This window comes from Kutzneria sp. 744 (genome assembly GCF_000568255.1).
Classification (GTDB): Bacteria; Actinomycetota; Actinomycetes; order Mycobacteriales; family Pseudonocardiaceae; genus Kutzneria.
Genome location: NZ_KK037166.1, coordinates 10849897 through 10873568, shown reverse-complemented (window position 1 = coordinate 10873568; position 23672 = coordinate 10849897). Strand labels below are relative to the sequence as shown.

The 23672-nt window shown below is 67.6% G+C and carries 17 protein-coding genes and 2 pseudogenes; 4 read left to right on the top strand and 15 right to left on the bottom strand.

Going from position 1 to position 23672, the window contains the following annotated elements:
• Positions 1-117 precede the first annotated feature (117 nt).
• On the top strand, positions 118-606 hold the full coding sequence (locus tag KUTG_RS49235) for a BMP family ABC transporter substrate-binding protein (protein ID WP_043726877.1): 489 nt from the start codon (positions 118-120) through the stop codon (positions 604-606).
• A 96-nt stretch (positions 607-702) separates the two neighbouring features.
• On the opposite strand, the pseudogene KUTG_RS49230 reads toward KUTG_RS49235, so the two are convergent.
• A pseudogene (locus KUTG_RS49230) lies at positions 703-1017 on the bottom strand (transposase); the annotation flags it as partial.
• A 589-nt stretch (positions 1018-1606) separates the two neighbouring features.
• A complete protein-coding gene (locus KUTG_RS49225; protein ID WP_084580766.1) occupies positions 1607-2293 on the bottom strand; it encodes an ATP-binding protein in 687 nt (228 codons plus the stop codon).
• On the opposite strand from KUTG_RS49225, the gene KUTG_RS49220 reads away from it, so the two are divergent.
• A complete protein-coding gene (locus KUTG_RS49220; protein ID WP_043726875.1) occupies positions 2267-2836 on the top strand; it encodes an endonuclease domain-containing protein in 570 nt (189 codons plus the stop codon). The genes KUTG_RS49225 and KUTG_RS49220 overlap by 27 nt on opposite strands.
• Positions 2837-3013: 177 nt before the next feature.
• Here KUTG_RS49220 and istB read toward each other — a convergent pair whose 3' ends face one another.
• From istB to KUTG_RS55000, 3 genes are all read right to left on the bottom strand, one after another.
• Positions 3014-3796, bottom strand: coding sequence for an IS21-like element helper ATPase IstB (istB, locus tag KUTG_RS49215; RefSeq protein WP_043726874.1), 783 nt, complete (start codon positions 3794-3796; stop codon positions 3014-3016).
• Between the two features lie 57 nt (positions 3797-3853).
• Positions 3854-5470, bottom strand: coding sequence for an IS21 family transposase (istA, locus tag KUTG_RS49210; RefSeq protein ID WP_232241556.1), 1617 nt, complete (start codon positions 5468-5470; stop codon positions 3854-3856).
• A 111-nt stretch (positions 5471-5581) separates the two neighbouring features.
• Positions 5582-6943 carry a hypothetical protein gene (locus tag KUTG_RS55000; RefSeq protein ID WP_157495359.1) on the bottom strand — a complete coding sequence of 454 codons (1362 nt, stop codon included), beginning with the start codon at positions 6941-6943 and terminating at the stop codon, positions 5582-5584.
• Positions 6944-7092: 149 nt separating this feature from the next.
• Here KUTG_RS55000 and KUTG_RS49200 point away from each other — a divergent pair, with 149 nt between their 5' ends.
• A complete protein-coding gene (locus KUTG_RS49200) occupies positions 7093-8508 on the top strand; it encodes an NF041680 family putative transposase (protein ID WP_043726873.1) in 1416 nt (471 codons plus the stop codon).
• Here KUTG_RS49200 and KUTG_RS49195 read toward each other — a convergent pair.
• Complete coding sequence (locus KUTG_RS49195) at positions 8505-11666, bottom strand: DNRLRE domain-containing protein (protein ID WP_157495358.1); 3162 nt, start codon at positions 11664-11666, stop codon at positions 8505-8507. The two genes, KUTG_RS49200 and KUTG_RS49195, sit on opposite strands and share 4 nt — an antisense overlap.
• A 371-nt stretch (positions 11667-12037) precedes the next feature.
• Here KUTG_RS49195 and KUTG_RS49190 point away from each other — a divergent pair, with 371 nt between their 5' ends.
• Positions 12038-13918 carry a tachylectin-related carbohydrate-binding protein gene (locus tag KUTG_RS49190; protein WP_084580761.1) on the top strand — a complete coding sequence of 627 codons (1881 nt, stop codon included), beginning with the start codon at positions 12038-12040 and terminating at the stop codon, positions 13916-13918.
• Positions 13919-14187: 269 nt separating this feature from the next.
• Here the strand turns inward: KUTG_RS49190 and KUTG_RS49185 are convergent, their stop codons facing one another.
• From KUTG_RS49185 to KUTG_RS49150, 9 genes and pseudogenes are all read right to left on the bottom strand, one after another.
• Positions 14188-15777, bottom strand: a complete 1590-nt coding sequence (locus tag KUTG_RS49185; protein WP_369794686.1) for a solute symporter family protein — start codon at positions 15775-15777, stop codon at positions 14188-14190.
• Between the two features lie 5 nt (positions 15778-15782).
• Complete coding sequence (locus tag KUTG_RS55655) at positions 15783-15947, bottom strand: DUF485 domain-containing protein (RefSeq protein ID WP_255361061.1); 165 nt, start codon at positions 15945-15947, stop codon at positions 15783-15785.
• Between the two features lie 64 nt (positions 15948-16011).
• A pseudogene (locus tag KUTG_RS65605) lies at positions 16012-16137 on the bottom strand (hypothetical protein); the annotation flags it as partial.
• 561 nt (positions 16138-16698) lie between these two features.
• Positions 16699-18411, bottom strand: coding sequence for an aa3-type cytochrome oxidase subunit I (ctaD, locus tag KUTG_RS49175; protein ID WP_052396361.1), 1713 nt, complete (start codon positions 18409-18411; stop codon positions 16699-16701).
• A gap of 103 nt (positions 18412-18514) precedes the next feature.
• The gene (locus tag KUTG_RS49170; RefSeq protein ID WP_043726868.1) at positions 18515-20344 is read right to left on the bottom strand and encodes a phosphoenolpyruvate carboxykinase (GTP); all 1830 of its coding nucleotides are present in this window, start codon (positions 20342-20344) and stop codon (positions 18515-18517) included.
• A complete protein-coding gene (locus KUTG_RS49165; protein ID WP_157495357.1) occupies positions 20341-21123 on the bottom strand; it encodes a hypothetical protein in 783 nt (260 codons plus the stop codon). The genes KUTG_RS49170 and KUTG_RS49165 overlap by 4 nt, the downstream gene beginning before the upstream one ends.
• Complete coding sequence (locus tag KUTG_RS49160) at positions 21120-21329, bottom strand: hypothetical protein (protein WP_043726866.1); 210 nt, start codon at positions 21327-21329, stop codon at positions 21120-21122. The genes KUTG_RS49165 and KUTG_RS49160 overlap by 4 nt, the downstream gene beginning before the upstream one ends.
• A gap of 130 nt (positions 21330-21459) precedes the next feature.
• Positions 21460-22338: a universal stress protein gene (locus KUTG_RS49155; protein WP_043726864.1), complete on the bottom strand. Its 879-nt coding sequence runs from the start codon at positions 22336-22338 to the stop codon at positions 21460-21462.
• A 16-nt stretch (positions 22339-22354) separates the two neighbouring features.
• The coding region (locus KUTG_RS49150) for a hydrogenase large subunit (RefSeq protein ID WP_043726863.1) at positions 22355-23672 on the bottom strand (1318 nt) is incomplete at its 5' end.

The window sequence follows — 23672 nt, the reverse complement described above, 5'->3', positions numbered from 1 at the left end:
TGCTCGCCCGCTGACCAGCGAGAGCCCCACTAATCGTACGGACCCGCACTTTTCGGGCATCGATGGCGGAGTCGCCGGTGCACCTGGCAGGCTGATGGCGGTTCGAAGGGGGTAGACATGCGCCGTAATCGGTGGTTGCTGATCGCCGCGGTGGTTGTGGCCACGGCCGGCGTCGGGGTGGCGCTGTGGCTGTCCTTTTCGGACCGCGAGCTGCCGCCGTCACGAGCCGTGGTGTACCAGGACTTCCAGGCCTGCCTGCTGACTGGGCCGTCGGGCCTGGCCTCGCCGGCGGCCCAGCCAGTCTGGGCCGGCCTGCAGGATGTGTCCACCCAGACCCGCATCAAGGTGTCCTACCTCGCCATGGCCGAGCCCAACACCGCGGCCAGTGACTCTCCTTACGTGGCAACGCTTCTGCAACGACGCTGCAACGTCGTGGTCACCATCGACCAGGCGGCGGCGACCGCCGCCAACCAGGTTGCCTCACAGCATCCGAACGTTCGATTCCTAGTACCTGAGGGTTCCTCAACATCGACCAACGTGTTGCCGATTCCGACCAAGGACCAGCAAGCCGCCGTCTCCCGGTTAGTACACGACGCGATCCGCTGACTCACATTCGAGTGTCGAAATAACATTCGCATGACTGCCGACGCCGAGATCCGAGCGAGAATCTGGGTCTGCTGCACGAGTAGGTGACAGTGGTAGTCACGCAGCCTGGCTGGCTGACGTGGTCATGATTGCTTCGTATTCGATGGGGGTCAACCGGCTGAGGGCGGCTTGGCGTCTGCGGCGGTGGTAAGTGCGTTCGATCCAGGCCACGATCGCGGTCCGCAGTTCGGTGCGGGTGGACCAGGTGCGCCGGTTGAGAACGTTGTTCTGTAGCAACGCGAAGAAGCTTTCCATCGCGGCGTTGTCGCCCGCGGCGCCGACCCGGCCCATCGAGCCAGTCAGGCCGTGACGCACGAGCGCGCGGACGAACTTTCTTGATCGAAATTGCGATCCGCGGTCGGTGTGCACCACGCAACCGGCGACGCCGTCACAGCAAGCCAACTCAGATGTCACCAATCCGTGCAGCAGACCCACCTGTGCCGGCGTCATTTGGATGGTGCGTGTGCTGGCAACCACCTCCAGGCAGGCCACCTGACCGCCAGCAAGGCATGCCAATCGGACCGCCACAGGAGAGGGATCCTCCCCGACGGCACGCCATCACGCGTCAGCACCTGTTAGCCAGCACAGCAATTCTCTTCACACACAAGGTCTCCAAGGAATACAGTCCGGAATGAGCTCTCCAGCCGTGTGATCGTCAGTCGCTCAACGTGCGGCGAAGTATGCGACGGCGACGGCCACCGTTGCCGGGGGCGGCAGGACGGAATCGGGATTCTGGAGGTCGCCGACCCGAACTGCCCACGTGAGCTTCGACTTGTCAACCGACTCGGTCGCTGTCTGGGGAACGAGGACGTACTCGTTGTCGCGGTCGCACGAGTAGGCGCCGACAAAGCCGTCGGCCCGACCGCCCCAGGCGCCGCCGTCGCGTATCCTGTCGACGCTCAGCTAATCCACCAGAGCTCGGCTCACGGAATCCACCAGAGGGCTGGTCCGTGGTGTGACTCTATTCGCTCGGCTTCGCCGGGGTGGTGGCGGCTCTGCCCGGCCGCTTCTTGGGGCGGTAGCTGGGCCCGTTCATGAAGACCTGATGGCTGGAGTTGATGAGCCGGTCGAGCAGTGACTCGGCCACCACCGGGTTGGGAAACAACGGATACCAGTCAGCCGGCTGCCGGTTGGACGTCAGCACCATGGACGCCCCGCCGGTGGCACGTTCGGAGATCAGCTCGTAGAGGTCGTCGGCCTGCGGCGCGGTCAACTCCCGCATGGCGAAGTCGTCCAGGATCAGCAGCGACGGGCGAGCGTACTCACGCAGGCGGCGCGCCCAGGTGTGGTCGGCGTGCCCGCCGGCCAGGTCGGCCAACGCTTTGCTGGTCTTGGTGAACCGGACGTCGGCGCCCCGGCGGATCGCCAGATGCCCCAACGCTTGTGCGACATGGCTCTTCCCGACACCGACCGGCCCGAACAAGATCACTGACTCGCCGGCCTGCAGCCACCGCAGCGCGGCGAGGTCGCGGATCTGGGCGGCGGGCAGTTTCGGGGACGCGGTGAAGTCGAACTCCTCCAGGGTGGCCTGCCCGAGACCTGTCGTTGTTCCGAACTGGCCCAGCGCCCGTGCGCGTGGCGCTACCCGGGCACGCTGGACGGGCTGACCGAGGCGATGGCCGTGCTCGGCGACGACGGCCGCTGGCACCTGCGGGTGGACGAGACACTGGTCTGCGGAGAAAACCCACGGCGCCGACCGCGCCCGGCGGAGCAGGGCCGGTTCGGCCACGAGCAGTGGTGCTACTGGTGGACCGACGGCGCCGCCTACCGCGTCCAGGCGCCGCTGGTCAGCAGCTCCGAGCTGCCGGCGGGCTCGGTGTGGCGAACGGTGCGGTGGACGTTCACGCTGACCGACACCGTCACCGCGCCCGAACTCGTGCCGCCGGCCGAACTCGTGCCGCCGGCCGAGCGCTGCCCCAGCGCCGAGGCGCGCACGACGTGGCCAGCGCACCACAACCCGGCCACCCCGCTCGGTCGGATCCGCATCCAGCTGGCCGAGCGGTTCGGCACGGCCTGCCACGCCTGCGGCCGTGGGCTGGCGGCCGCGGTCGATCACGACCACCGAAATGGCCTGGTCAGAGGCGTGCTATGTCGCAACTGCAACGCGAAGATCGACAGCTGCCCGCACGTGTCGGGCTGCCCGTGGGCGGACTACCTCGTTGACCAGGGAAACGCCATCGCGTGCCAGTAGGTAGGCGACGCGCGATGTCAGTGGATTCGGCTTGGTGGCCACGGCCGGATGTGTCAGCGATGTCGCCTCCGCGCTGACATCGGGTTGGCCTACTGCTTCGCCTCGTTGTCGACGCTCAGCTAATCCACCAGAGCTCGGCTCACGGAATCCACCAGAGGGCTGGTCCGTGGTGTGACTCTATTCGCTCGGCTTCGCCGGGGTGGTGGCGGCTCTGCCCGGCCGCTTCTTGGGGCGGTAGCTGGGCCCGTTCATGAAGACCTGATGGCTGGAGTTGATGAGCCGGTCGAGCAGTGACTCGGCCACCACCGGGTTGGGAAACAACGGATACCAGTCAGCCGGCTGCCGGTTGGACGTCAGCACCATGGACGCCCCGCCGGTGGCACGTTCGGAGATCAGCTCGTAGAGGTCGTCGGCCTGCGGCGCGGTCAACTCCCGCATGGCGAAGTCGTCCAGGATCAGCAGCGACGGGCGAGCGTACTCACGCAGGCGGCGCGCCCAGGTGTGGTCGGCGTGCCCGCCGGCCAGGTCGGCCAACGCTTTGCTGGTCTTGGTGAACCGGACGTCGGCGCCCCGGCGGATCGCCAGATGCCCCAACGCTTGTGCGACATGGCTCTTCCCGACACCGACCGGCCCGAACAAGATCACTGACTCGCCGGCCTGCAGCCACCGCAGCGCGGCGAGGTCGCGGATCTGGGCGGCGGGCAGTTTCGGGGACGCGGTGAAGTCGAACTCCTCCAGGGTGGCCTGCTCGTCGAAGTGGGCCCGGCGGACACGGCGGGCGATCGCGTGGGCCTCGCGGCGGGTGATCTCGTCGTCGCAGAGGACTTGAAGGAAGTCCAGGTGGCCCAGTTCTCCGCCGCGGGCTTGGGCCAAGCGGGCGTCGAGGGTGTCCAGCATCCCCGACAACCTCAGAGCGCGTAGAGATTGGTGCAGGGTGGGGTCAACAATGCTGCTGTTCAAGGGTTTCTCCTCATCAGGGTGGGCTGCCGCAGCCGGGGGTGACGCAGGCGGCCGGGGTCAACCGGCCGCCTGCCCGGCGGGGTCGCCGCTCACGCTCGCGGTGGGGGCGCCGGTCTGCTCGTGCGGGGTCGGCATGGTGAGCGCGTCGCCGAATAGCAGCGAAGGCCCATGCAGGAACGCCGCGGCCCCACCGTCGCCGGCCGGCCGCTGGACGGGGTCGGCCTCCGCACCCAGCGCCAGGATCCCCTTGATGGTGCGGTAGGACGGGTCACCAGCGTCCAGGGCCTTGCGGCAGGCGGCCTCCAGCCGGTCCGGGGTGTGCTTGTCACGCATGCCCAAGATCCCTTGCGCCTGGCGGAGTTTGAACATCACCCCGCCCTCGGCCAGCGCGGCGATGACCTCGACGCAGGCCGGGCCGACTTCCTCTGCGGTCTTGCGGCACCAGGCCGGAGTCCGCATGTAGAACGCGATCTTCTCCTCCGGGAAGTCGCCCGGATCGGTGCGTTTACCGCGTTGCGCGGCCACGTGGGTCTTGACCAGCTCACCGCGGTGGAACAGCTGCACCATCGTGGCGGTCGAGCGCGCGTCCAGACTCTGCCCGATCAGCCGCCACGGCGCCGAGTAGAGAGCGGTGCCGACCTTCACGTGGCAGTCCGGTCCGACCTTGCCGGTCGACCAGGACGCGAGCACGAACTGCTTACGGGGCAACGGAAGCAGCGCTTCGGCCTCGACCGTCTCGAACATCGACAGCGGCGACGCGCCGTCCAGGCCGCGGTGGGTCCGCCGCCCGGCGACCTCTATACTCCAGAACGCGGCCTCGTCACGCATAGCTTGCAGCGACAGGAACTCCCGGCCCCGCCAGAAGGAGTCCCGGACATAGGGCATCGCGCGCTCGACCCTCGGCTTGTCCTTGGGCTTGACCGCCCGCGCCGGGTCGATCAACGTTCCATAGTGGACAGCCAATTCCGAGTAGGAGCGGTTGATCTTCGGGTCGTAGAGGTCCGCCTTGTCCACCCCAGTGCGCAGGTTGTCGGGCACCAGCCTGCGGGGCACGCCGCCGAAGAAGTCGAACGCGGCCACGTGCGCCGCGGTCCACGCGGTCTGGTCCATCTTCACCACCGGGAAGACGAACATGTGTCGCGAGCAGGCCAGCACCATCACGAACGCGTCGACCCTGTGCCGCGTGCCGGTGGCCGGGTCGGTCCACATCCCTAAGCGGCCGTAGTCGATCTGTGCCTCCTCACCGGCGGGCACCTCCGGGCGCGGCACCGTCACTCTGGAGCGGACGACCTCCTCGGGCAGGTTCGCGGCCACCCACCGCTTCACCGACGCGTAGCTGACCTGCAGCCCGTGCTCGTCACGCAGCCGCTGGTGGATCGTGGCCTGTGTCACCCCCTGGCCGAGCTGGGCGACGATGTAGTCGCGGTGCTCGGCGATCTCCGGCCATGTCGTGGCGCGCAGCGTGGTGTCGACCACCTGCGGGAACCACTCGGCCACCAGCCGCCGCCAGTCCGTCTCCACCAGCATCGGCGGTCCACCCGGTGTGATCCCCGCCGCCTCGGCCGGCGCGAGGTACTTGCGCAGCGTGCCCCGGTCCACTCCCAGGCTGGCTGCGATCTCGCTCTTGGACCGGCCCGCGAACCAATGGACGTAGATCTCGATCAGATCCACCATCTCGAACGTCCTCCTGCCCATCGGCTCCCTCTCCCACTGTCCACAGTGGGCGGAAGCATCTATTCCGGTGGAGGACCAGCCCGAAGCCGGGTACGTCGTCGCCCTGGTGGATTACCTGAGCGACGACCGCCCGGCCTGGTGGATTACGTGAGCGCGACCAAGATCAAATGGTGATTTTCGTGAGCGCCGACATATCCGGCACTTGGCGCCATCGGACAGCTCCAGCCCCCATGGATCGGGATGCGACGTCGCCGTGATCGACCCGATCAGTGTCGATGACGTTGCTTGACGAAGAGTGTGCGCCCAGGGTTGGTCACCGCACAGCAGCGTGACGCGATTAGGGTTCACCCAGCAGATGTCTGCTTCGGCCGCTGACGGTCCACAGGCGACAATGTCGGGCCCGACAGCTGCCGGTGAGGGATAACAGTCGAAGACCTCGTCGTTCTGCGACGTGACCCCATAGCCCGCGGCCGGCGCGCCGGCACGATCTGCGGCCACGATATTAACCACCCGTGTCGCAGACGGCGGCGGATCGACCCGGCGCAGCCCGATCGTGAAAGTGTCCTTGTTCAGAGCGCTCAGCAAGGCGCCTTCGACGCCGCCGAGGGCTAGCGACAGCCCACTACCCAGAATCCCCACCACGACCTTGACCGGCCCGGGTTCGTGATCCCCGGCCACGGGGCCCAGGCAGGATAGTACGGCCTTGCCCAAGGACACGATCGCGCCAAGGTCGGGGTGGGCGGCCAGCCCGGTGGCGTCGATGGCGTCCGACAAGCAGGACAGCGCATCGGCGTCCTTCGAGAGGTCGCCGAGATCGATGCCGAACGCGTCCATTGCCTCCTGCAAGCCGAAAACCAACACCATGCCGAGGTAGAAGCCCGGGTCGGCCTGTCCCTGTACCGTCGCAGGCAGGCTGACGGCGGCGAATCGGTAGGTGACCGACTGGCCCCGGACAAGCAGGCCTTCGGTATGTGGCCGGCTGGTGGCGAGAGCGTCGTAGACCGCGAGGATGGCGGCCTTGCCGAGGTCGGTGGTTCCAGTCGCATCGAGCGTGGCTGTTGGTGCGACACGGATGCGCCACGGCAGGGGCGAGTTGCTGGTCAAGGTGACGGCGGCGCTGCCGTTGTCCATTCTGACGCACGGCCAGGCTGCAGGGTCGGCCTTCGCCGAGTAGTCGCCGCTGAAGGACAGTGTCGAGCCCGCGAGCCCTGGTGCCGACGCTCCCGCGCAGTCGGGGCGCGTTCCAACGAGCCCGGTCATCTGTGCCAGGGCGTGGGCGATGGCGGCACCGACTTTTGTGAAGTCGAGAAACGCGGACCAGAAGTCGCTGAGGTGGTTTACCTGCGCGCTGATGGTGTGGGCGCTGGGCGAGTAGTCGGCCGGGATCAGCTGGGTGTCCGTGGCCCCGGATGGGCGGGTGATCAGGACTGCGGCGTTGCCCGCCGGTGGTTGGCCGGGGGCGGGCATGGTCACCGTCAAGGGTTTCGCCGGCTGGCGGCCGCCGAGGCTTAGCTAGAGATTTAAGGTTGGTGTGCCCACGACGGCACCCGGTTAATCATGGATGAAGCCCTTGGTTGATCATTCCTTCCTGCGACAGTCGGAAGATCACACCAAGGGCTTCGATGATCAGTGTGCACCACACCAACGCCACCGCTGTGCTGGGGGACCTGTCCGGGTTCCGTAAGGCGTTCTACCAGTGTCTGACCGCACGGGCGGACGCGTTGTTCGAGTTGGCCGACGCGGCACTGTGCGCCGAGGGACCGGTCACCTCGCTGGTCGAGTTATCACTGGCCACCGAACACCGACGGGGCCACGGCACCCTGTACGACGGCCTGCGCCAGGGCAAGATCGACATCACCCGATTCCGCAACGTTGTCGCCCGCCAGTCGATCCCCCGCTGCGACGACGGCCGGATCGTGTTGGCCATCGACGTGAGCCACTGGCTACGCCCGGATGCGAACACCAGCCCGGAGCGGCTGTTCTGCCACACCTACGCACGCGGTCGCGGCCAAGCCCAGATCATCCCCGGCTGGCCCTACTCCTTCGTCGCCGCCCTGGAACCCGGCCGCACCTCGTGGACGGCGATGCTCGACGTGACGCGCGTGCGTCCCGACGATGACCACACCGACCTGGCCGCCACCCAACTCCGCGCCGTGGTGGACGCGCTGGTCACCGCCGGACACTGGCACGCCGGCGATCCAGAGATCTGGATCACCGGCGACAGCGGCTATGACGGTCCCCGCCTGGCATTCCTGCTGGCCGACCTCCCGGTCCAGGTGCTGGTGCGACTACGGTCCGACCGGGTGCTTGCCTTCCCCGCGCCGCCACGGCAGCCCGGCGCCCGAGGCCGCAGCACCCGGCACGGAGCCCGGTTCGTGTTCGCTGATCCGGCGACCTGGCCGGCCCCCGTGCGCACCACGACGACCGACACCACCCGCTACGGCGCCGCCCACGCTCGCTCCTGGGATCGGTTGCACCCCAAGCTGACCCGCACGGGCGCCTGGGCCGACCACGCCGGCCACCTGCCGATCATGGAAGGCACGGTGATCCGGCTCCAGGTCGACCGGCTACCCGGCACCGGCACCCCGAAACCGTTGTGGCTGTGGCACTCCACGACCGCGGCAACCGCAGGGCAGGTGGATCGGCTGTGGCAGATGTTCCTGCGGCGCTTCGACCTGGAGCACACTTTCCGTTTCCTCAAACAAACTCTGGGCTGGACCACGCCTCGCGTCCGTACGCCCGGAGCCGCGGATCGATGGACCTGGCTGATGATCGCGGTCTACACCCAGCTTCGGCTGGCCCGTCACCTCGTGGAAGATCGACGGCGTCCCTGGGAGCGAAAGTCGGCAACACCTGCCCGGTTGTCCCCGACCCGGGTCCGGCGAGGTTTTCGCGCGGTTCGCCCGACGGCCGCTTTGCCTGCCAGCGCACCGAAATTCTCCCGGCCCGGTCCTGGACGTCCGACAGGGTCACGAAACTCCCGCCAAGCCCCGGTACACGACCCCGGCAAGCCCAAAAAAACAGACATTGAGGGTTAAATCTCAAGCTTAGTGGTTCGGAACCACAGTTCGATCGCCATGTTGCGGTTCTTGCGCAGAGTGCCGTCCGGCAGCGTGACGGCGGAGGAGGTCCCGTTGAACGTCGCGGCCGACGACGCAGCGGTCGGACCGGGCGCGCCCAGCGTCACGTCCTTGTATTTGGCCTTGTCGCTGCCCAGGTTGATGGCCACCTGGCTGGTCGCGTCGGATCCGGCGGACTCGCCGAGGCGCCAGTAGGAATCGGGCTTGGTGTCCAGCACGGCGCTGCGGTAGTGCGTGCCCGGTTCGTAGCCGTAGGTCGTGCAGCCGCCAAGCGGATCGCACACCTTGGTCAGCTTGTCGCCGTCATAGCTGTACCGCCACGTCAGCGACGTGCCGCCACCCGGACTCGTCGTCACCGACGTCACGTGGGAACCGGTCCAGGCGAAGGAGATGCCCTGCGCCGTCCGGCCGAGCAGCGCCGGCTGATGCACGGAGCTGAGTCGTCCGTTGGTGTAGTCCAGCACCACCGCCTGCCCCCGACTGTCCGTGATGGACGTCAGGTGACCGCCGTTGACCTCGTACTTGCTTCCCGACTTGTCGACGAGATCCCAAACCTGGTCGTTGGGATGGGTGAGCAGCGCGTAGCGCCCTTCCGGCGCGGCGAAGCTGCCGTCCGGGTTGTGGCCGAACCGCACCTGCTGCCCGTCCGGGTAGGTGACCACCACGTTGCCGGAGCCGTCGGCGTCGGGCACCACGGACATGTCGTACTGGGTCGCCCAGCCCTCTCCGAAGGCCAGACCGCGACGCGGGTCGAGGCTGTTGTACGTGCGGGCGACGGAGATGGATGGACCGCCGATCGCCAGCGTGGCGTCCACCGCGCTGCGGTAGAAGTTGCCTACCTGTGGATCGAAGTCGTTGCTGTCGGTGCTGTACGGCGCATTGCCCAGGTGTGAGGTGATCTCGGGCTGCGGCACCGACTCGAACAGCGTGCTCTCCGGCAGGGCCGGGCTCTCGTCGGTGCCGTCGAAGGCGAAGACGCGCCAGAGATAGGTCTTGCTCCACACCAGCTTCCCGGCCGGCACGGTCCACGTGTCCGAGGAGATGTGGCCCGAGTCGAAGCAGTTGACCGGGTTGTTGGCGCTGTCGCGCTCGCACACCTCGAACCGGTACTGCAGCGAACTGCCTGGCGCTGCATCGATCTTCACGCCGTGCGCCCACAACTGCGGGATCAGCGTGGGTGAGGAGTAACCGTTGGGCGGATACTGAGCGCTGATGGCGGGCGGGATGTTGCGCACACCCAACACGAGCCGGGCCGGCGGTATTTGCTCGTCGGTGAAGTAGGGTCCGCCTCGTTGAAACATGCTGAAGTCGAGGTAGTAGTCGCCTGGATCCAGTGCCTGGATGGTGGCGTCGAGGCTGACGGACTGTCCACGCGCCACGTCGCCGGGAAGCTGCGCCGCTTCCTTCATCGCGACCAAGCCACCGCCGGCGGCGTACACGCGGTAGCCCAGCGCGTAGCCGGCCTGGGTCCAGGTGTCGGCGCCCCGGTTGGTAACCGTGATCTTGATCTTGCCGCTCTGCGTGCGAGTGACCGGCGGGTCCGGCACCGGCTGCGTGATGTTGTAGTCGGCGTTGAACGGCGTGTGGGTGACGAACAGCTTGGGCGGGTTGGCCGTGCCGGCGCCGGTGAACTTCTTCCAGCCGTTGCTGTCGGTAGCGGAGCCGCGGACGGTCAGGCCGTAGTTGTGCATGGTGCCGTTGACCCACGCCTGGACCACGTCGCGTCCGGCCGGGCCGAGGTCGATGCCCTCGCCGGCGACCGGGCAGTCGGACTTGGTGTGGCCGGAGGCGATGTATCCGTGTGCGAAGGACGCCTCGGACAGCTCGGGGCCGAAGGCGGGCCCGGGGTATCCGCCACCGGTCCACGGCGCTGTGACGGCGTGGATGTAGACCGGGCTGGGAACGCACGACCAGGACCAGTCGTTGACGATGTACAGCTTGGCGCCGAAGATCTTGTGGTTGCGCAGGACGTTTTCGATGCCGTCGAACTTCAGGTACGTGGCGGTGTGGATGTTGTCGTCGCCGTCGTAGCCGGTCTTCAGCTCGGTGCTGCCGTCGTTCTGGGACCCGTTCTGCACGTACATCGAGGCGCTGGCGTTGGGGCTGGCCACGGTTGGGTCGACCACCACCGGGTACTTGCGGGCGGGGTCGGCGAGCCAGCTCTGGTCGAGGTCGACTCGCAGACCGCCGGGCACCAGGTGGTAGGTCACGCCGGTGGAGGTGGCGGGGTCGCCGGTGTGCGGGTTGCGACTGGCGTCGGACATGGAGCCGGCCGGGATGCTGGCGCGCTCCTTGCCCGTGGCGTCGACCAGCGCGACGCGGCCGTCGAGCAACTCGGCGGTCAATCCCTTGAGCTGCAGCGGGAACAGGAAGCTGTGTGGGGCGTTTGACGAGGCCAGCACGAGGGATTCCTTGATGCCGCCGGGCTGCACGTCCAGCCGCAGGTCGGTGTCGGCGAGCACGCCGGGGTAGGTGACGGTGCTGCCCTGCGCCTGACCGGCGACCGTCCGCGCGCCGTCGAGTCCGTAGCCGAACACGTGGTCGCCGTCGAGGCCGAAGCTGACCATGCCACTGCCACCCGCGTAGCCGGCAAAACGCGCGGCGACCTCGTCGGAACCATTGCGCCAGCCGCCATTGTCGGGCACGAGCGTCGTGTCGATCGGCTGCCAAGTGCCGTCGGGCTTGCGGTAGTTGACGGGGTCCTTGCTGAACTCGGTTGTCTCCGTGCCGTCGGTGTTGCGGTACGTGGACTGGAACCGGCCGCGCTCGTTCGGGACTTCCTTGCTGGTCTTCGGATCGAACCCGCGCACGGCGTTCGGGCCTGTGCTGACGCTCGCGGTGTTGGGCTTCGGCTTGGCCGCAGGGAACTTCATCGACGGGTAGTCGGCACGCAGGCCACGAGCGGCCTGTTGGTTGCCGGCCGTGGTGGCGACCACGTGCCCGTGCTCACCCGGTTGCTGGACCGCGGCGTCGTCGGCCGAACCCCAGCGCTGCTTCGGCGCCAGGGACAACGCGTCCGCCAGCGCGTGCAGGTCGCCGAACAGCGGCGGCGTGACCTGTGAAGCGGTCGGCCCAAACACGCCGACCACAAATACGACCACGAGAAGGCCGACCATGCTACGAACCCGACGCCCACGCGCGCGTCTGACACCGGCAGAAGCCACCGAAATTCCTCCCCCATGAAGGTGCGCACCGAGATGACGCGCGAACAGGATGCGCCAAGAACAACCGTAAAGGCAAGGTGAAATTTCACTTAACACGCCTTTTACCGCCCGTCAAGCAGGCAGTCGAAGTAACCCGAATGCGATCCAGATTACGTAACACGGCCACCGCCAGAAGCACGTCATAGACACGTCACAGCAATGCTGTACGGTCAGCCACCGCCACGTGTGCCACGACTGCAACCAGGCAAAACAAGGGGGACGGGGGAGCTTTGAGAACCAGCAACTTCAGACCTACAGCAACAATTGTCGCCACAACAATCGCGATGTCAGCAATCCTGCCAGCTGGATATTCGCACGCGGATTCGACAACTAGCTGCACGGGGGGCACCCAGATTTTCGCCGCCCTACCCAACGGCATAACCAGGCTGTACAAGCACACGGATCCCGTTGGCGGAACATCCACCTGGGATTCCTCGGCCGACGTGGGCGGCCCGAACGGCGGCAAACTGTTGGGCAGTTCGAACGGGTACGTCTACAACATCCAGCCCAATGGCGACTTCCGGCGCTACCACTGGAACGGGTCGGGCTGGGACTCGACCGGCGGCAGCCAGTTCGAGACCCTCGCGCACGGCTGGACCGGCTGGGACGCCCCCCAGTTCCACAACCGCATCACGATGGACGCCAAGGGCGACCTCTACGAGGTCCCCCGCGACGGAGGCCTGCACGTCGCCCACTACGACGCCGCCGCGGGCAGCTTCGTCGAGCAGCAGATCGACACGAACTGGGGCAACTACGACCTCATCCAGGCGGCCGGCGCCGGCACGATCTACGCCCGGGATCCCAGCGTCAACGGCGGACAGCTCTACCGGTACCAGTACGACACCGCGTCACAACGGTGGCTGGAACGAGCCAAGGTGCTGAGCACTGGCTGGAACCTCTTCGGCGGCATGTTCTCGCCCGGCGGCGACACCCTGTACGGCCACACCGTCGACCCGCACGGCGACCTGCTCTGGTACCACTACACGGACTCGACCAACTCCTGGGCCGGCGGCAACAATCTCGGCTGGGGCTGGGACCCCACCTGGGAGATCACGGCGTTACCGGACACCTGCCGCACGCCGCTGACCACACCGACACCCCCGACGGTGACCGCGCAGGCCCAGCAGGCGACCACACTGGTCGCCAACAGCAATGGACACCTTGAGTACTTCTACGTCGGCGGCGATGGCAGCACCGTCGCCGGCGACCAGGCCGACGTGACCAATCCCAACTCCGCTCGGTTCGCCGCACTGCCGGGTTACCAGTCCTCGACCGGTCGGGTCGGGGCCACCTTCAACGACAACAGCACCGCTCAACTGCTCGCGCTCGGCATGGACGGCGAGTCCCGCGGCTCAGCACAGTCCGCAGTCAGCGGTTCTTGGCCTGCTCTCACCAAGGCGGGCGGCTACTTCCCCACAGCACCCGCCTTGGCGCACGCCTCGGACGGCACCGTCGTGGCCTTCGGGATCGACAGTGCCGGGGGGACCTGGTACCTACCGCAGACCGCAAAGAACGGCGTCCTGACGTCCTGGCGCAGCCTCGGCGGTTCCAGTGTGACCGGCACACCCACCACCGTTGTGCAGGGCAACACGATCCATCTGATCGCCCTGGACACCACCGGCACATTCCGCATCGCCGACTTCACCGGCAACACGCTCAGCGCGTGGACGCCGCTGTCCGGGATCACCGGCACCGGCAGCGCGTCCGCAGTGGTACGCGGCGACTCGCTACAGGTGGTCGCCCGGGACAACACGGGCACCGTCCGCACGATCCGGCAGAACAGCGACAGCACATGGCCGACGTCCTGGACGAGCATCTCCGGCATCACTGCCGCTGGCTCGCCATCGGCGGTGCTCACCGCAAGCGGCACCGTGGAGATCGTGGTACGAGCAAGCGACGGATACATCTACAACACCGGTCCTACCGCCCCAGGCAGCACCACCTACCGGCCGTGGTCTGCTGTCAGCACCGCGGTCAAGACAGTGACCGATCCGTCGACCGCCCTGTTGACCAACGGGATCTGGGTTGTGTCCTATCGGGACACAGACGACCGCACACTTCTCTTCCGCGCAACACAGGCAGCCCCTCAGACGCAAACCCGCGCACAGGAAGACTCCCACGGCTGGTTGTTCGTGGGCGGTGCCCTTCCGGCGCGCGCGAGCTGAGGCCCGACGGTTGGGCTCGGCGGGTTGTCGAGCCCAACCACCATCGCCACACCCACTACAAGGCCAGCGACACCGGTCCACTCCCCATAGATTCGGCAACTACCAACTTGAGTTCGGCGAGACCGAGGCCTGGTGATCATCTAATTAGACGAACGCCTCCACACCACGCGGCAGTCACAGTGCACCTCCTCGATCATCGGGCATCACGAAGAACTCCCGGACCGGGAGCAGCATGCTGCCCGCGTCGTGCGGAGAATGCCAGATGCAGCTCAGTTGGTAGTGGGGCGGATCCCGGTCAGCGCCCGGACCTCCATCTCCTTGCGCTTGGCCACTTCCTCAGGACGCGTGCGCCCCAGCACCGTGCCGACGAAGCCGCACAGGAAGGAGAACGGGATGGACACGATGCCAGGGTTGTTCAGCGGGAACCAGTGGAAGTCCACCGACGGGATCAGCGAGGTCGGCGAACCCGACACCACCGGCGAGAACACGATCAGCGTCAGGCACGAGCACAGCCCGCCATAGATACTGGCCAGCGTTCCCGCAGTGTTGAACCGCCGCCAGAACAACGTGTACAGCATGGTCGACAGGTTCGCCGAGGCGGCGATCGCCAGCGCGAGCGCCACCAGGAACGCCACGTTCTGACCGTTGGCCGCGATACCGCCGACGATCGCCAGGAAGCCGACGACCAGCGCGGTCAGCCGGGCCACCCGGACCTCACGCCGCGGATCGGCGTGGCCGCGCTTGATGATGCTGGCGTACACGTCGTGCGCGAACGAGGCCGACGCGGCCAGCGTCAGACCGGCGATCACGGCCAGGATGGTCGCGAACGCGGCTGCGGAGACGATGCCGAGCAGCACCGTGCCGCCGATACGGAAGGCCAGCAGCGGCGCGGCGGAGTTCTCGCCTCCCGGAGCGTGCAGGATCGTGTCCGTGCCGACCAGCGCGGTGGCGCCGTACCCGATCACCAACGTGCACAGGTAGAACACGAACACGACCCAGATCGCCCACACCAGCGAGCGCCGCGCCTGCTTGCCGTCCGGCACCGTGTAGAAGCGCATCAGCACGTGCGGCAGGCTGCAGATGCCCAACACCAGCGCCAGTGCCAGCGACACGAAGTCGAGTTCGTTGCTGCCGTATTGGGTGCCTGGGTTGAGCAGCGTGGCGCCGAACTTGCTGTTCTGCGTCGCCCTGTCCAACAGGGACGAGAAGTCGAAGCCGAACTTGCCCAGCAGGAACACGCTGATCAGGCTGCAGCACACCAACAGGAACACAGCCTTGATGATCTGCACCCACGTGGTGCCCTTCATGCCGCCGACCAGCACGTAGAAGATCATGATCGCGCCGACGACCACGATCACCACCGACTGCCCGACCCGGTCGTGGATGCCCAGCAGCAAGGACACCAGACCGCCCGCGCCGGCCATCTGCGCGAGCATGTAGAAAAGCGAGATCACCAAGGTGGACGCGGCCGAGGCGGCGCGCACCGGCCGCTGACGCATCCGGTAGGCCATCAGGTCGCCGATCGTGTACCGGCCGGTGTTGCGCAACTGCTCGCCGATCAGCAGCAGCCCGACCAGCCAGGCCACCACCCAGCCCACCGAGTACAGGAAGCCGTCGTAGCCGTGCACCGCGATGCCACCGGCGATGCCCAGGAACGACGCCGCCGACAGGAAGTCTCCAGACAACGCGATGCCGTTCTGTGCGCCGGTGAACCCGCTGCCAGCCGCGTAGAAGTCCGATGCGGTCGCGTGGCCGCTGCTGACCCGGTACACGATGTACAGGGTGATCGCGGCGAACACCAGGAAGATGCCCAGATTGACCAGCGGGCTGCCGATCGTCGTGCTGTCCGCGAGGATCATCGTGCTCATCTGGGCTCCACTTCGGAGTGTGCGCGGATCAGATCCGCGTGTGGATCGATCCGCCGGCGGGCGTAGCGGATGTAGGCCACTGTGATCAGCACCGTGGACCCACACTGGGCGAGCCCGAGCAACAGCCCGACGTTGACCAGGCCGAATACCGACTGGGACACAAAGGCGTGCGCAAGAGACCGACAGCAGCACGTAGGTCATGAACCAGGCCAGGAGCAGGACGCTCATCGGGAACACGAAGCGGCGCAGCCGTCGCCGCAACCGCACGAACTCGCGACTGTCCGCACTGGCGTTGAAGTCGGGACGCTGTGGCGGCAACCCTCGGCCACTGAACACCCGCTGGCGCGGCATGTCGTCCGGCCAGTGAATGGCCAGGTGTTGGGGGTGCTGTGGTCACGTTCGACTCCAGTGCCAACTCGCTGGAAGGGTCCGAGCGTATCAGCGGTTTTACCGGAGTCAACCCGGGTGTGGTGTCCCGGTCATAGGACCACTCGCATGGGGATAACCGTTCCGACACAAGGTAATGACTCACCCGTTCGTGTCGACTTTGACAGTGAAGCCGACAGCGATCAGCCCCGCCATAGCGGGGCCACGCGCAGGACATCCTTCACCGACAACGCATACATCGCTGTCTCTTGTGGACAGTGCGACGACAAAGCCCTGCCCCCAAGGGGCCTCGCTCGCCAGGACCGCGCGGCGCCTGTCCGCGAGCGGTCCGCAAGGACCACGGGGCCATCATCCGCATGTCCGTCTACAAAGGAACATCAGACGAGACGTGCTGCTTCATCGCCCGCGAAGGATCTGGTTGCGGGCCGCTAGTGGGAAGCACGGCCTGGACTGTGGTCGCCCGCGACGCGAGACCACCGGTCCACACTGAGGTTCGTGTGGACGGTGATCCGGCGCGATTGTGTCCTACTCGGCTCGGATCTCGGCCGGGGTGTCCGCGTGCCCGCCGATTTCGGCTTCTCGGCGTAGCCGCTCGACCATGTGCGGGTAGTGCAGCTCGAAGGCCGGCCGCTCGGAGCGGATCCGCGGCAGCGAGGTGAAGTTGTGCCGCGGCGGCGGGCAGGAGGTCGCCCACTCCAGCGAGTTGCAGTAGCCCCACGGGTCGTCCACCTCGACGACCTCGCCATAGCGGTAGCTGCGGAACACGTTCCACAGGAACGGCAGCGTGGACGCGCCCAGGATGTACGCGCCGATGGTGGAGATCGTGTTCAGCGTGGTGAAACCGTCGCTGGCCAGGTAGTCCGCGTACCGACGCGGCATGCCCTCCGCGCCCAGCCAGTGCTGCACCAGGAACGTGGTGTGGAAGCCGATGAACGTGGTCCAGAAGTGCAGCTTGCCCAGGCCCTCGTCCAGCATCCGGCCGGTGATCTTCGGGAACCAGAAGTAGATGCCCGCGTAGGTGGCGAACACGATGGTGCCGAACAGCACGTAATGGAAGTGCGCCACCACGAAGTACGAGTCGGACACGTGGAAGTCGATCGCCGGCGCGGCCAGCAGCACGCCGGTCAGGCCGCCGAACAGGAACGTGATCAGGAAGCCGACGCTGAACAGCATCGGCGTCTCGAAGGTCAGCTGCCCCTTCCACATGGTGCCGATCCAGTTGAAGAACTTCACCCCGGTCGGGACCGCGATCAGGAAGGTCATGAACGAGAAGAACGGCAGCAGCACGGCGCCGGTGGCGTACATGTGGTGCGCCCACACCGTCACCGACAGGGCCGCGATGCCCAGCGTGGCGTAGATCAGGCCCTTGTAGCCGAACAGCGGCTTGCGGCTGAACACCGGGAAGATCTCGGACACGATGCCGAAGAACGGCAGCGCGACGATATAGACCTCGGGATGGCCGAAGAACCAGAACAGGTGCTGCCAGAGAATGACGCCGCCGTTGGCCGGGTCGAACACGTGCGCGCCCAGGTGCCGGTCCGCCAGCAGGCCGAACAGGGCCGCCGTCAGAATGGGAAACACCATCAACACCAGGATGCTGGTCACCATGATGTTCCAGGTGAAGATCGGCATCCGGAACATGGTCATGCCCGGCGCCCGCAGACACACCACGGTCGTCACCATGTTCACCCCACCAAGAATCGTCCCGAGACCAGCCAGGATCAGACCGGTGATCCACATGTCCGCGCCGACGCCAGGCGAGTGGACCATGTCCGACAGCGGGGTGTAGGCGAACCAGCCGAAGTCGGCGGCGCCGCCCGGGGTCAGGAAGCCGGCGACCACGATGATGCCGCCGAACAGGTAGGCCCAGTAGGCGAACGCGTTGAGCCGCGGGAAGGCGACGTCCGGCGAGCCGATCTGCAGCGGCAGCACGAAGTTGGCGAAGCCGAACACGATCGGGGTCGCGTACAGCAGCAGCATGATCGTGCCGTGCATGGTGAACAGCTGGTTGAACTGCTCCTGCGAGAGGAACTGGAGGCCCGGCTGGGCCAGCTCGGTGCGCATGAGCAGGGCCATCGCGCCGCCGACCATGAAGAAGGCGAACGAGGTGACCAGGTACATGATTCCGATCTGCTTGTGGTCGGTCGTGTGGAACAACCGCAGCAGTGCGGATCCCTTGACCGTCGTTCGCGTCGGATAGGGACGCGTAGCGATCGGCTGCGGTACGACAGCGGCCATGGCCTACCTCCTGTGCCCACGAGTCTTGGTGAAAATCGCTGGGGGATGGGCAGGGCGACGCTTGGGGAGTGCTGGCGGGGCGCGGGGGTCGCCCCGCCAGCGGTCAGGGGGTCTCGGCGAGTCGGCGGGTCAGCGCGAGCATCTCGTCGTGCAGCACGGTAGGCAGCTTGTCGCCGATGGTGTCGAACCACTCCCGGATGAGCGGGAGTTCGGCCCGCCACTCGGTGTCATCGACCGCGATCGCGGCCTGAACGTCCTCTAGGGGTGCGTCCAGGCCGGCTAGTTCGAGTGCCGCTGCGGTGGGCACGTAGCCGATCGGAGTGACTACCGCGGACGCGGTGCCCTCGATGCGCTCGACGGCCCACTGCAGGACACGGGAGTTCTCGCCGAATCCGGGCCACAGGAACCGGCTGCCCTCGCCCCGCCGGAACCAGTTGACGTGGAAAATCGTGGGCAGCTTGCTGGCGTCGGTCCGCGTGCCCATGTCGATCCAGTGTTGCAGGTAGTCGCCGACGTGGTAGCCGAGGAACGGCAGCATTGCCATCGGATCCCGGCGCACCACACCGACCTGGCCGGCTGCGGCGGCGGTGGTCTCGCTGGAGAGCGTGGCGCCCAGGAACACGCCGTGCTCCCAACTGCGAGACTCGGTGACCAACGGCACCGTCGTGGCGCGGCGGCCACCGAAGAAGATCGCCGAGATCGGCACGCCGTTCGGGTCGTCCCACTCCGGCGCCAGGATCGGGCACTGCGACATTGGCGTGCAGTAGCGGGAGTTGGGGTGCGCGGCGGGCTCACCGGACTCGGGCGTCCAGTCCTGTTTACGCCACGAGGTCAGGTGCGCGGGCGGCGCGCCCATGCCCTCCCACCACACGTCGCCGTCGTCGGTGAGCGCGACGTTGGTGAACAGGGTGTTGCCCTTCTCGATGGTGCGCATCGCGTTCGGGTTGGTCGTCCACCCGGTGCCCGGGGCGACACCGAAGAACCCGAACTCGGGGTTGACCGCGTACAGGCGGCCGTCCTCGCCGAACCGCATCCAGGCGATGTCATCGCCCAGCGTCTCCACCGTCCACCCGGGGATGGTCGGCTCCAGCATCGCCAGGTTGGTCTTGCCGCAGGCCGACGGGAACGCGGCGGCGATGAAGTGGACCGTGCCCTGTGGGCTGGTCAGTTTGAGGATCAGCATGTGCTCGGCCAGCCAGCCCTCCTCGCGGGCCATCACCGAGGCGATCCGCAGCGAGTAGCACTTCTTGCCCAACAGCGAGTTGCCGCCGTACCCGGAGCCGTAGCTCCAGATCGTCCGCTCTTCGGGGAAGTGGCTGATGTACTTGGTGTTGTCGCACGGCCACGGGACATCAGCCTGGCCGGGGGCCAGCGGGGCGCCCACCGAGTGCAGACACGGCACGAAGTCACGCTCCGTACCCTGGTCGTCCAGGAAAGCGGCCAACGCGGCGGCACCCATACGGGTCATCACCCGCATCGACACCGCCACGTACGCGGAGTCGGTGATCTCCACACCCAGCTTGGGGTTGTCATCGCCCAGCGGGCCCATGCAGAACGGGACCACATACATCGTGCGCCCACGCATCGCGCCCCGGAACTGCTCGGTCATGATGATCTTCATGTCGACCGGGTCCATCCAGTTGTTGGTGGGCCCGGCGTCGGCGCGCTCCCGCGAGCAGATGAACGTGCGGTCCTCGACCCGCGCGACATCTGCGGGGTCGGAGGCGCACCAGAACGAGTTCGGCTTGGCCCTCAGCGGCACCAGGGTGCCCGCCCGCACCAGCTGCGTGGTGAGCCGGTCCCACTCCTGGTCCGAGCCGTCGCACCACACCACCTGCTCGGGCGTGGTCAGCTCGGCCACCTCCCGCACCCACGCCAGCAGCCGCTGGTGGGTGGTCGGCGCCTGGTCCAGACCCGGGACGGTGGTGGTCATCGCGTCTCCTCGTGGGTGACCAGGGCACGGGCGGCCAGGCGGGTCACCATCGGCGTGAGTTCCGGATCGAGCGGGTCGGGCAGGCGCTGGCCGTTCGCGGTGCACGCGGCCAGCGCCTGGGCGCAGGCAAGTAAGACGTCGATATCCGGCTGTGCGCTCGGTGCCTGCAGCAGCGCCCCCAGCAGACCAGGCAGCGCGAGCAGCGGGTGTACGGGATCATCGGCGGCGATCAGGATCGGTCCGCCGAGGTCGGTGCCCGGCTCGACGACGGGCACGCCGCCCCCGACCGGATCAAGCACTGCGTCAGCGCGCTGCGCGATGCGGTGCAGCGGGAAGCCCAGCGCGTCGGCGGGATGCCAGCTGGCGATCTCGCCGACGCCGGCGGCGACCAGCAGCGGACACAGGGTGGGGATCGCGGTGGACTCGACGATCACCACCCGGGCCACGCCTGGCTGCTTGCGCGCCTGAGTGAGCGAAGCAAACAGCTCGGCGGCCAACGCCACTGCGGTCAGCTCTTCCCTGGTGAGGCAGGGAATGCCCCACGCGGTAGACAGGTCGGCCTGCAGAAGGCGGGCCTTGGCCTGGTCGAGGCCGGCGAGGTAGACCGCGTCGACGTCGGTGGGCAGTGTCTGCTGTACCCCGGCGGAGGGGAGGACCACGGCATCCAGGCCGGGAATCGGTAGCGGCAGCGCGATGTCGTCGTCGCCCGTGTCGCCGAGGACGGCCACGCGTGGCAACGGTGCTGCCGCGGCGCCATGATCGCTTCGCGCGATGGTCACCGGTTCTCCTCGCTCAGCACGGCCAGGATCTCCGGATCCACCCAGCCAGCGGTGTCGATGCCGTGGTGGCGGGCGAGTTCGAGAAGGTCGGCCAGTCGCCCGGAGTGCAGCCCCGCCTCGTAGGGGTGTCCGGCCTCCCGTGCCGCCTCCAGCGCCTGCTGTGCGTCCTGGACTCGGGCGCGCAACGCCGCGACGAACTGACTCACCGACCCCGACCCTCCGTTGGTATCCGACGGGTACCCCACCCGGCATGAGGAATCCATAGTCTGCGCAGTTAAAGATACGCGCAAGTCTTCAGGCGTGAGATGTGGGGTACACCGAAATCCACTCCCCCGGTCAGCCGCCGTGACCAGCGCGCACGACCATGACCGGACACGCCGCCTGATGCAGCAACGCGCGGGGAGCCGCGCCCAGGACCAGGCCGGTCAGCGGGCTGCGGCCGTGGCAGCCGACGACGAGCAGTTGGGCGATCCGGGCCTGGTCGAGCAGGCTGCGGGCGGCCCGTTTCGTCGCGATCATGCGCGTCACCCGGACCTGCGGATACCGCTGCTGCCAGCCCGACACCCATCGTGCGAGCGTGTGGTGCTGCTCGGCGTCCACGTCCGCCCAACCGATACCCATCGCAGCTGCGGCATCGACGTCGAACGGCAGGGGATGCCAGGCGTGCAGGGCGATGAGTGTCTCGGCGCGGGCCGCCGCCTGATCGAAAGCGTGCCCGAGGGCGGCATCGCTCAGCGGTGAGCCGGTGACGCCGACGACCACAGGCCCGGTGTCCAGCGGCTGCTTGCGGACGATGACCACCGGGCAGTGGGCAGCGGTGGCCAACGCGAGCGCGGTGGACCCCAGTCGCAGGCCGGAAAACCCGCCCAGTCCACGGGCGCCCGCCACGATCAGGCGGGCTGAGTGGGACTCGGCCAGCAGCTCGGTCGAGGGCTCGCCGAGGCGAACCTGGATGTCCACCTCCAGGGTTGGCGCAGTCCGGTGCACGGTGGCGGCGGCCTCCCACACGCACCGCAACCCCAGGCCGTGCAGGTACTCGCCGATCGAGGTGGGATGGCGTCGCGGGTCGACCGAAGGCGGCTGGAGCGTGTGCACCAGTCGTAGCGGCACTCCTCGGCGTACCGCTTCGGCGGTGGCCCACCGCACCGCGTGCCGCGCGCACGTCGAGCCATCCACGCACGCCACGATCGGCCGGGGGCCGGACTCGGTCGCCATCTCCGGTGGTGCCGCCCTACAGATCGTTGCCGGCGTAGGACAGGTTGAAGCTCTTGTTGACCAGGGGGAAGTCCGGGACGATCGTGTCCGCCAGCGCGACCGGCAGCGCGGGCCAGTTGAAGAAACTGGGGTCGACGATCTTCACCCGCGTGAGGGTGCCGTCGGCGGCGAATTCAACACGGTGCACGATGGTGCCGCGCCAGCCCTCGACGATCCCGACGCCTGTCCCGGACACCGGACCTGCGGTCGTCGTCGATGGTGTCTCGTCGCGGTCGCGGGCGTCATGGAGCAGCGCGATGATCGCCGCGATGGACTCCTGGATCTCCCCGGCGCGGACCAGGAACCGGGACAGCACATCACCGTCGGTCCGACTGTGCACGGTGCGCGGCAACCCGGTGCGCAGGAACGGATGGTCCTGGCGGGCGTCCACTGTCAGGCCGCTGGCCCTGGCGACATAGCCCAGCGTGCCCAGGTCGGCGGCCTGCGTCGCGGCGAGCACGGCGGTGCCGGTGAACCGGTCGTTGACCACGCTGTTGTCGAGGGCGAGCGCGACCACCTCGGCGATGTCGGCGCCGATGGTCGTGAGCAGGTCGGGATCGGGCGGCCGCACGAGAGTGGTTCGGCCGGGGTGGATCGCGCCCCGCAGCAGCCGGTGCCCGGTGACCTCGTCGTTGACCCGCAGGAGTTGTTCGCGGATCCGCTGGGCGTGGGCGTTGAGGATGCTGTGGCCGACGTCGTTGCACAGGGCGCCGATGTCGGTGACGTGGTTGTAGAGCCGTTCCAGTTCCAGCAGGATCGCCCGGGACCGCTGGGCTGCCTGTGGCACGGGGATGCCGAGGGCGTCTTCGACGGCCAGGCAGAAGGCGAGGTTGTGCCCGACGGCGGTGTCGCCGCTGACCCGCTCGGCCAGTTCGACGCCGGCGTCGGCTCGGCGGCCCTGGAAGAGCTTCTCGATGCCCTTGTGTACGAACCACAGGCGGGCCTTGAGGTTGAGGATGGTCTCGCCGACCACGGAGAACCGGAAGTGGCCGGGTTCGATCATGCCGGCGTGCACGGGGCCGACCGGGATCTCGTACACGCCGGGGCCTTCGACGGTGCGGAACGGGTAGGGGCCGTCGACGTCGCCGAACGCGGGCGGGTCGCCGGCGTCGGCCAGCATCGGATACCAGCCGCGCGGCCAGTGGAAGTGCCGGACCAACCTGCGGGGCAGCGGATGGTCGTCGGGCACGATCCCGTACAGGTCGCGCATCTCGCGCTCGAATCGCCCTGCGGGGAAGGAGATCCCGGCCAGGCTCGGCACGTGCGGGGTGTCCGGGTCCAGTGGCACGTGCAAT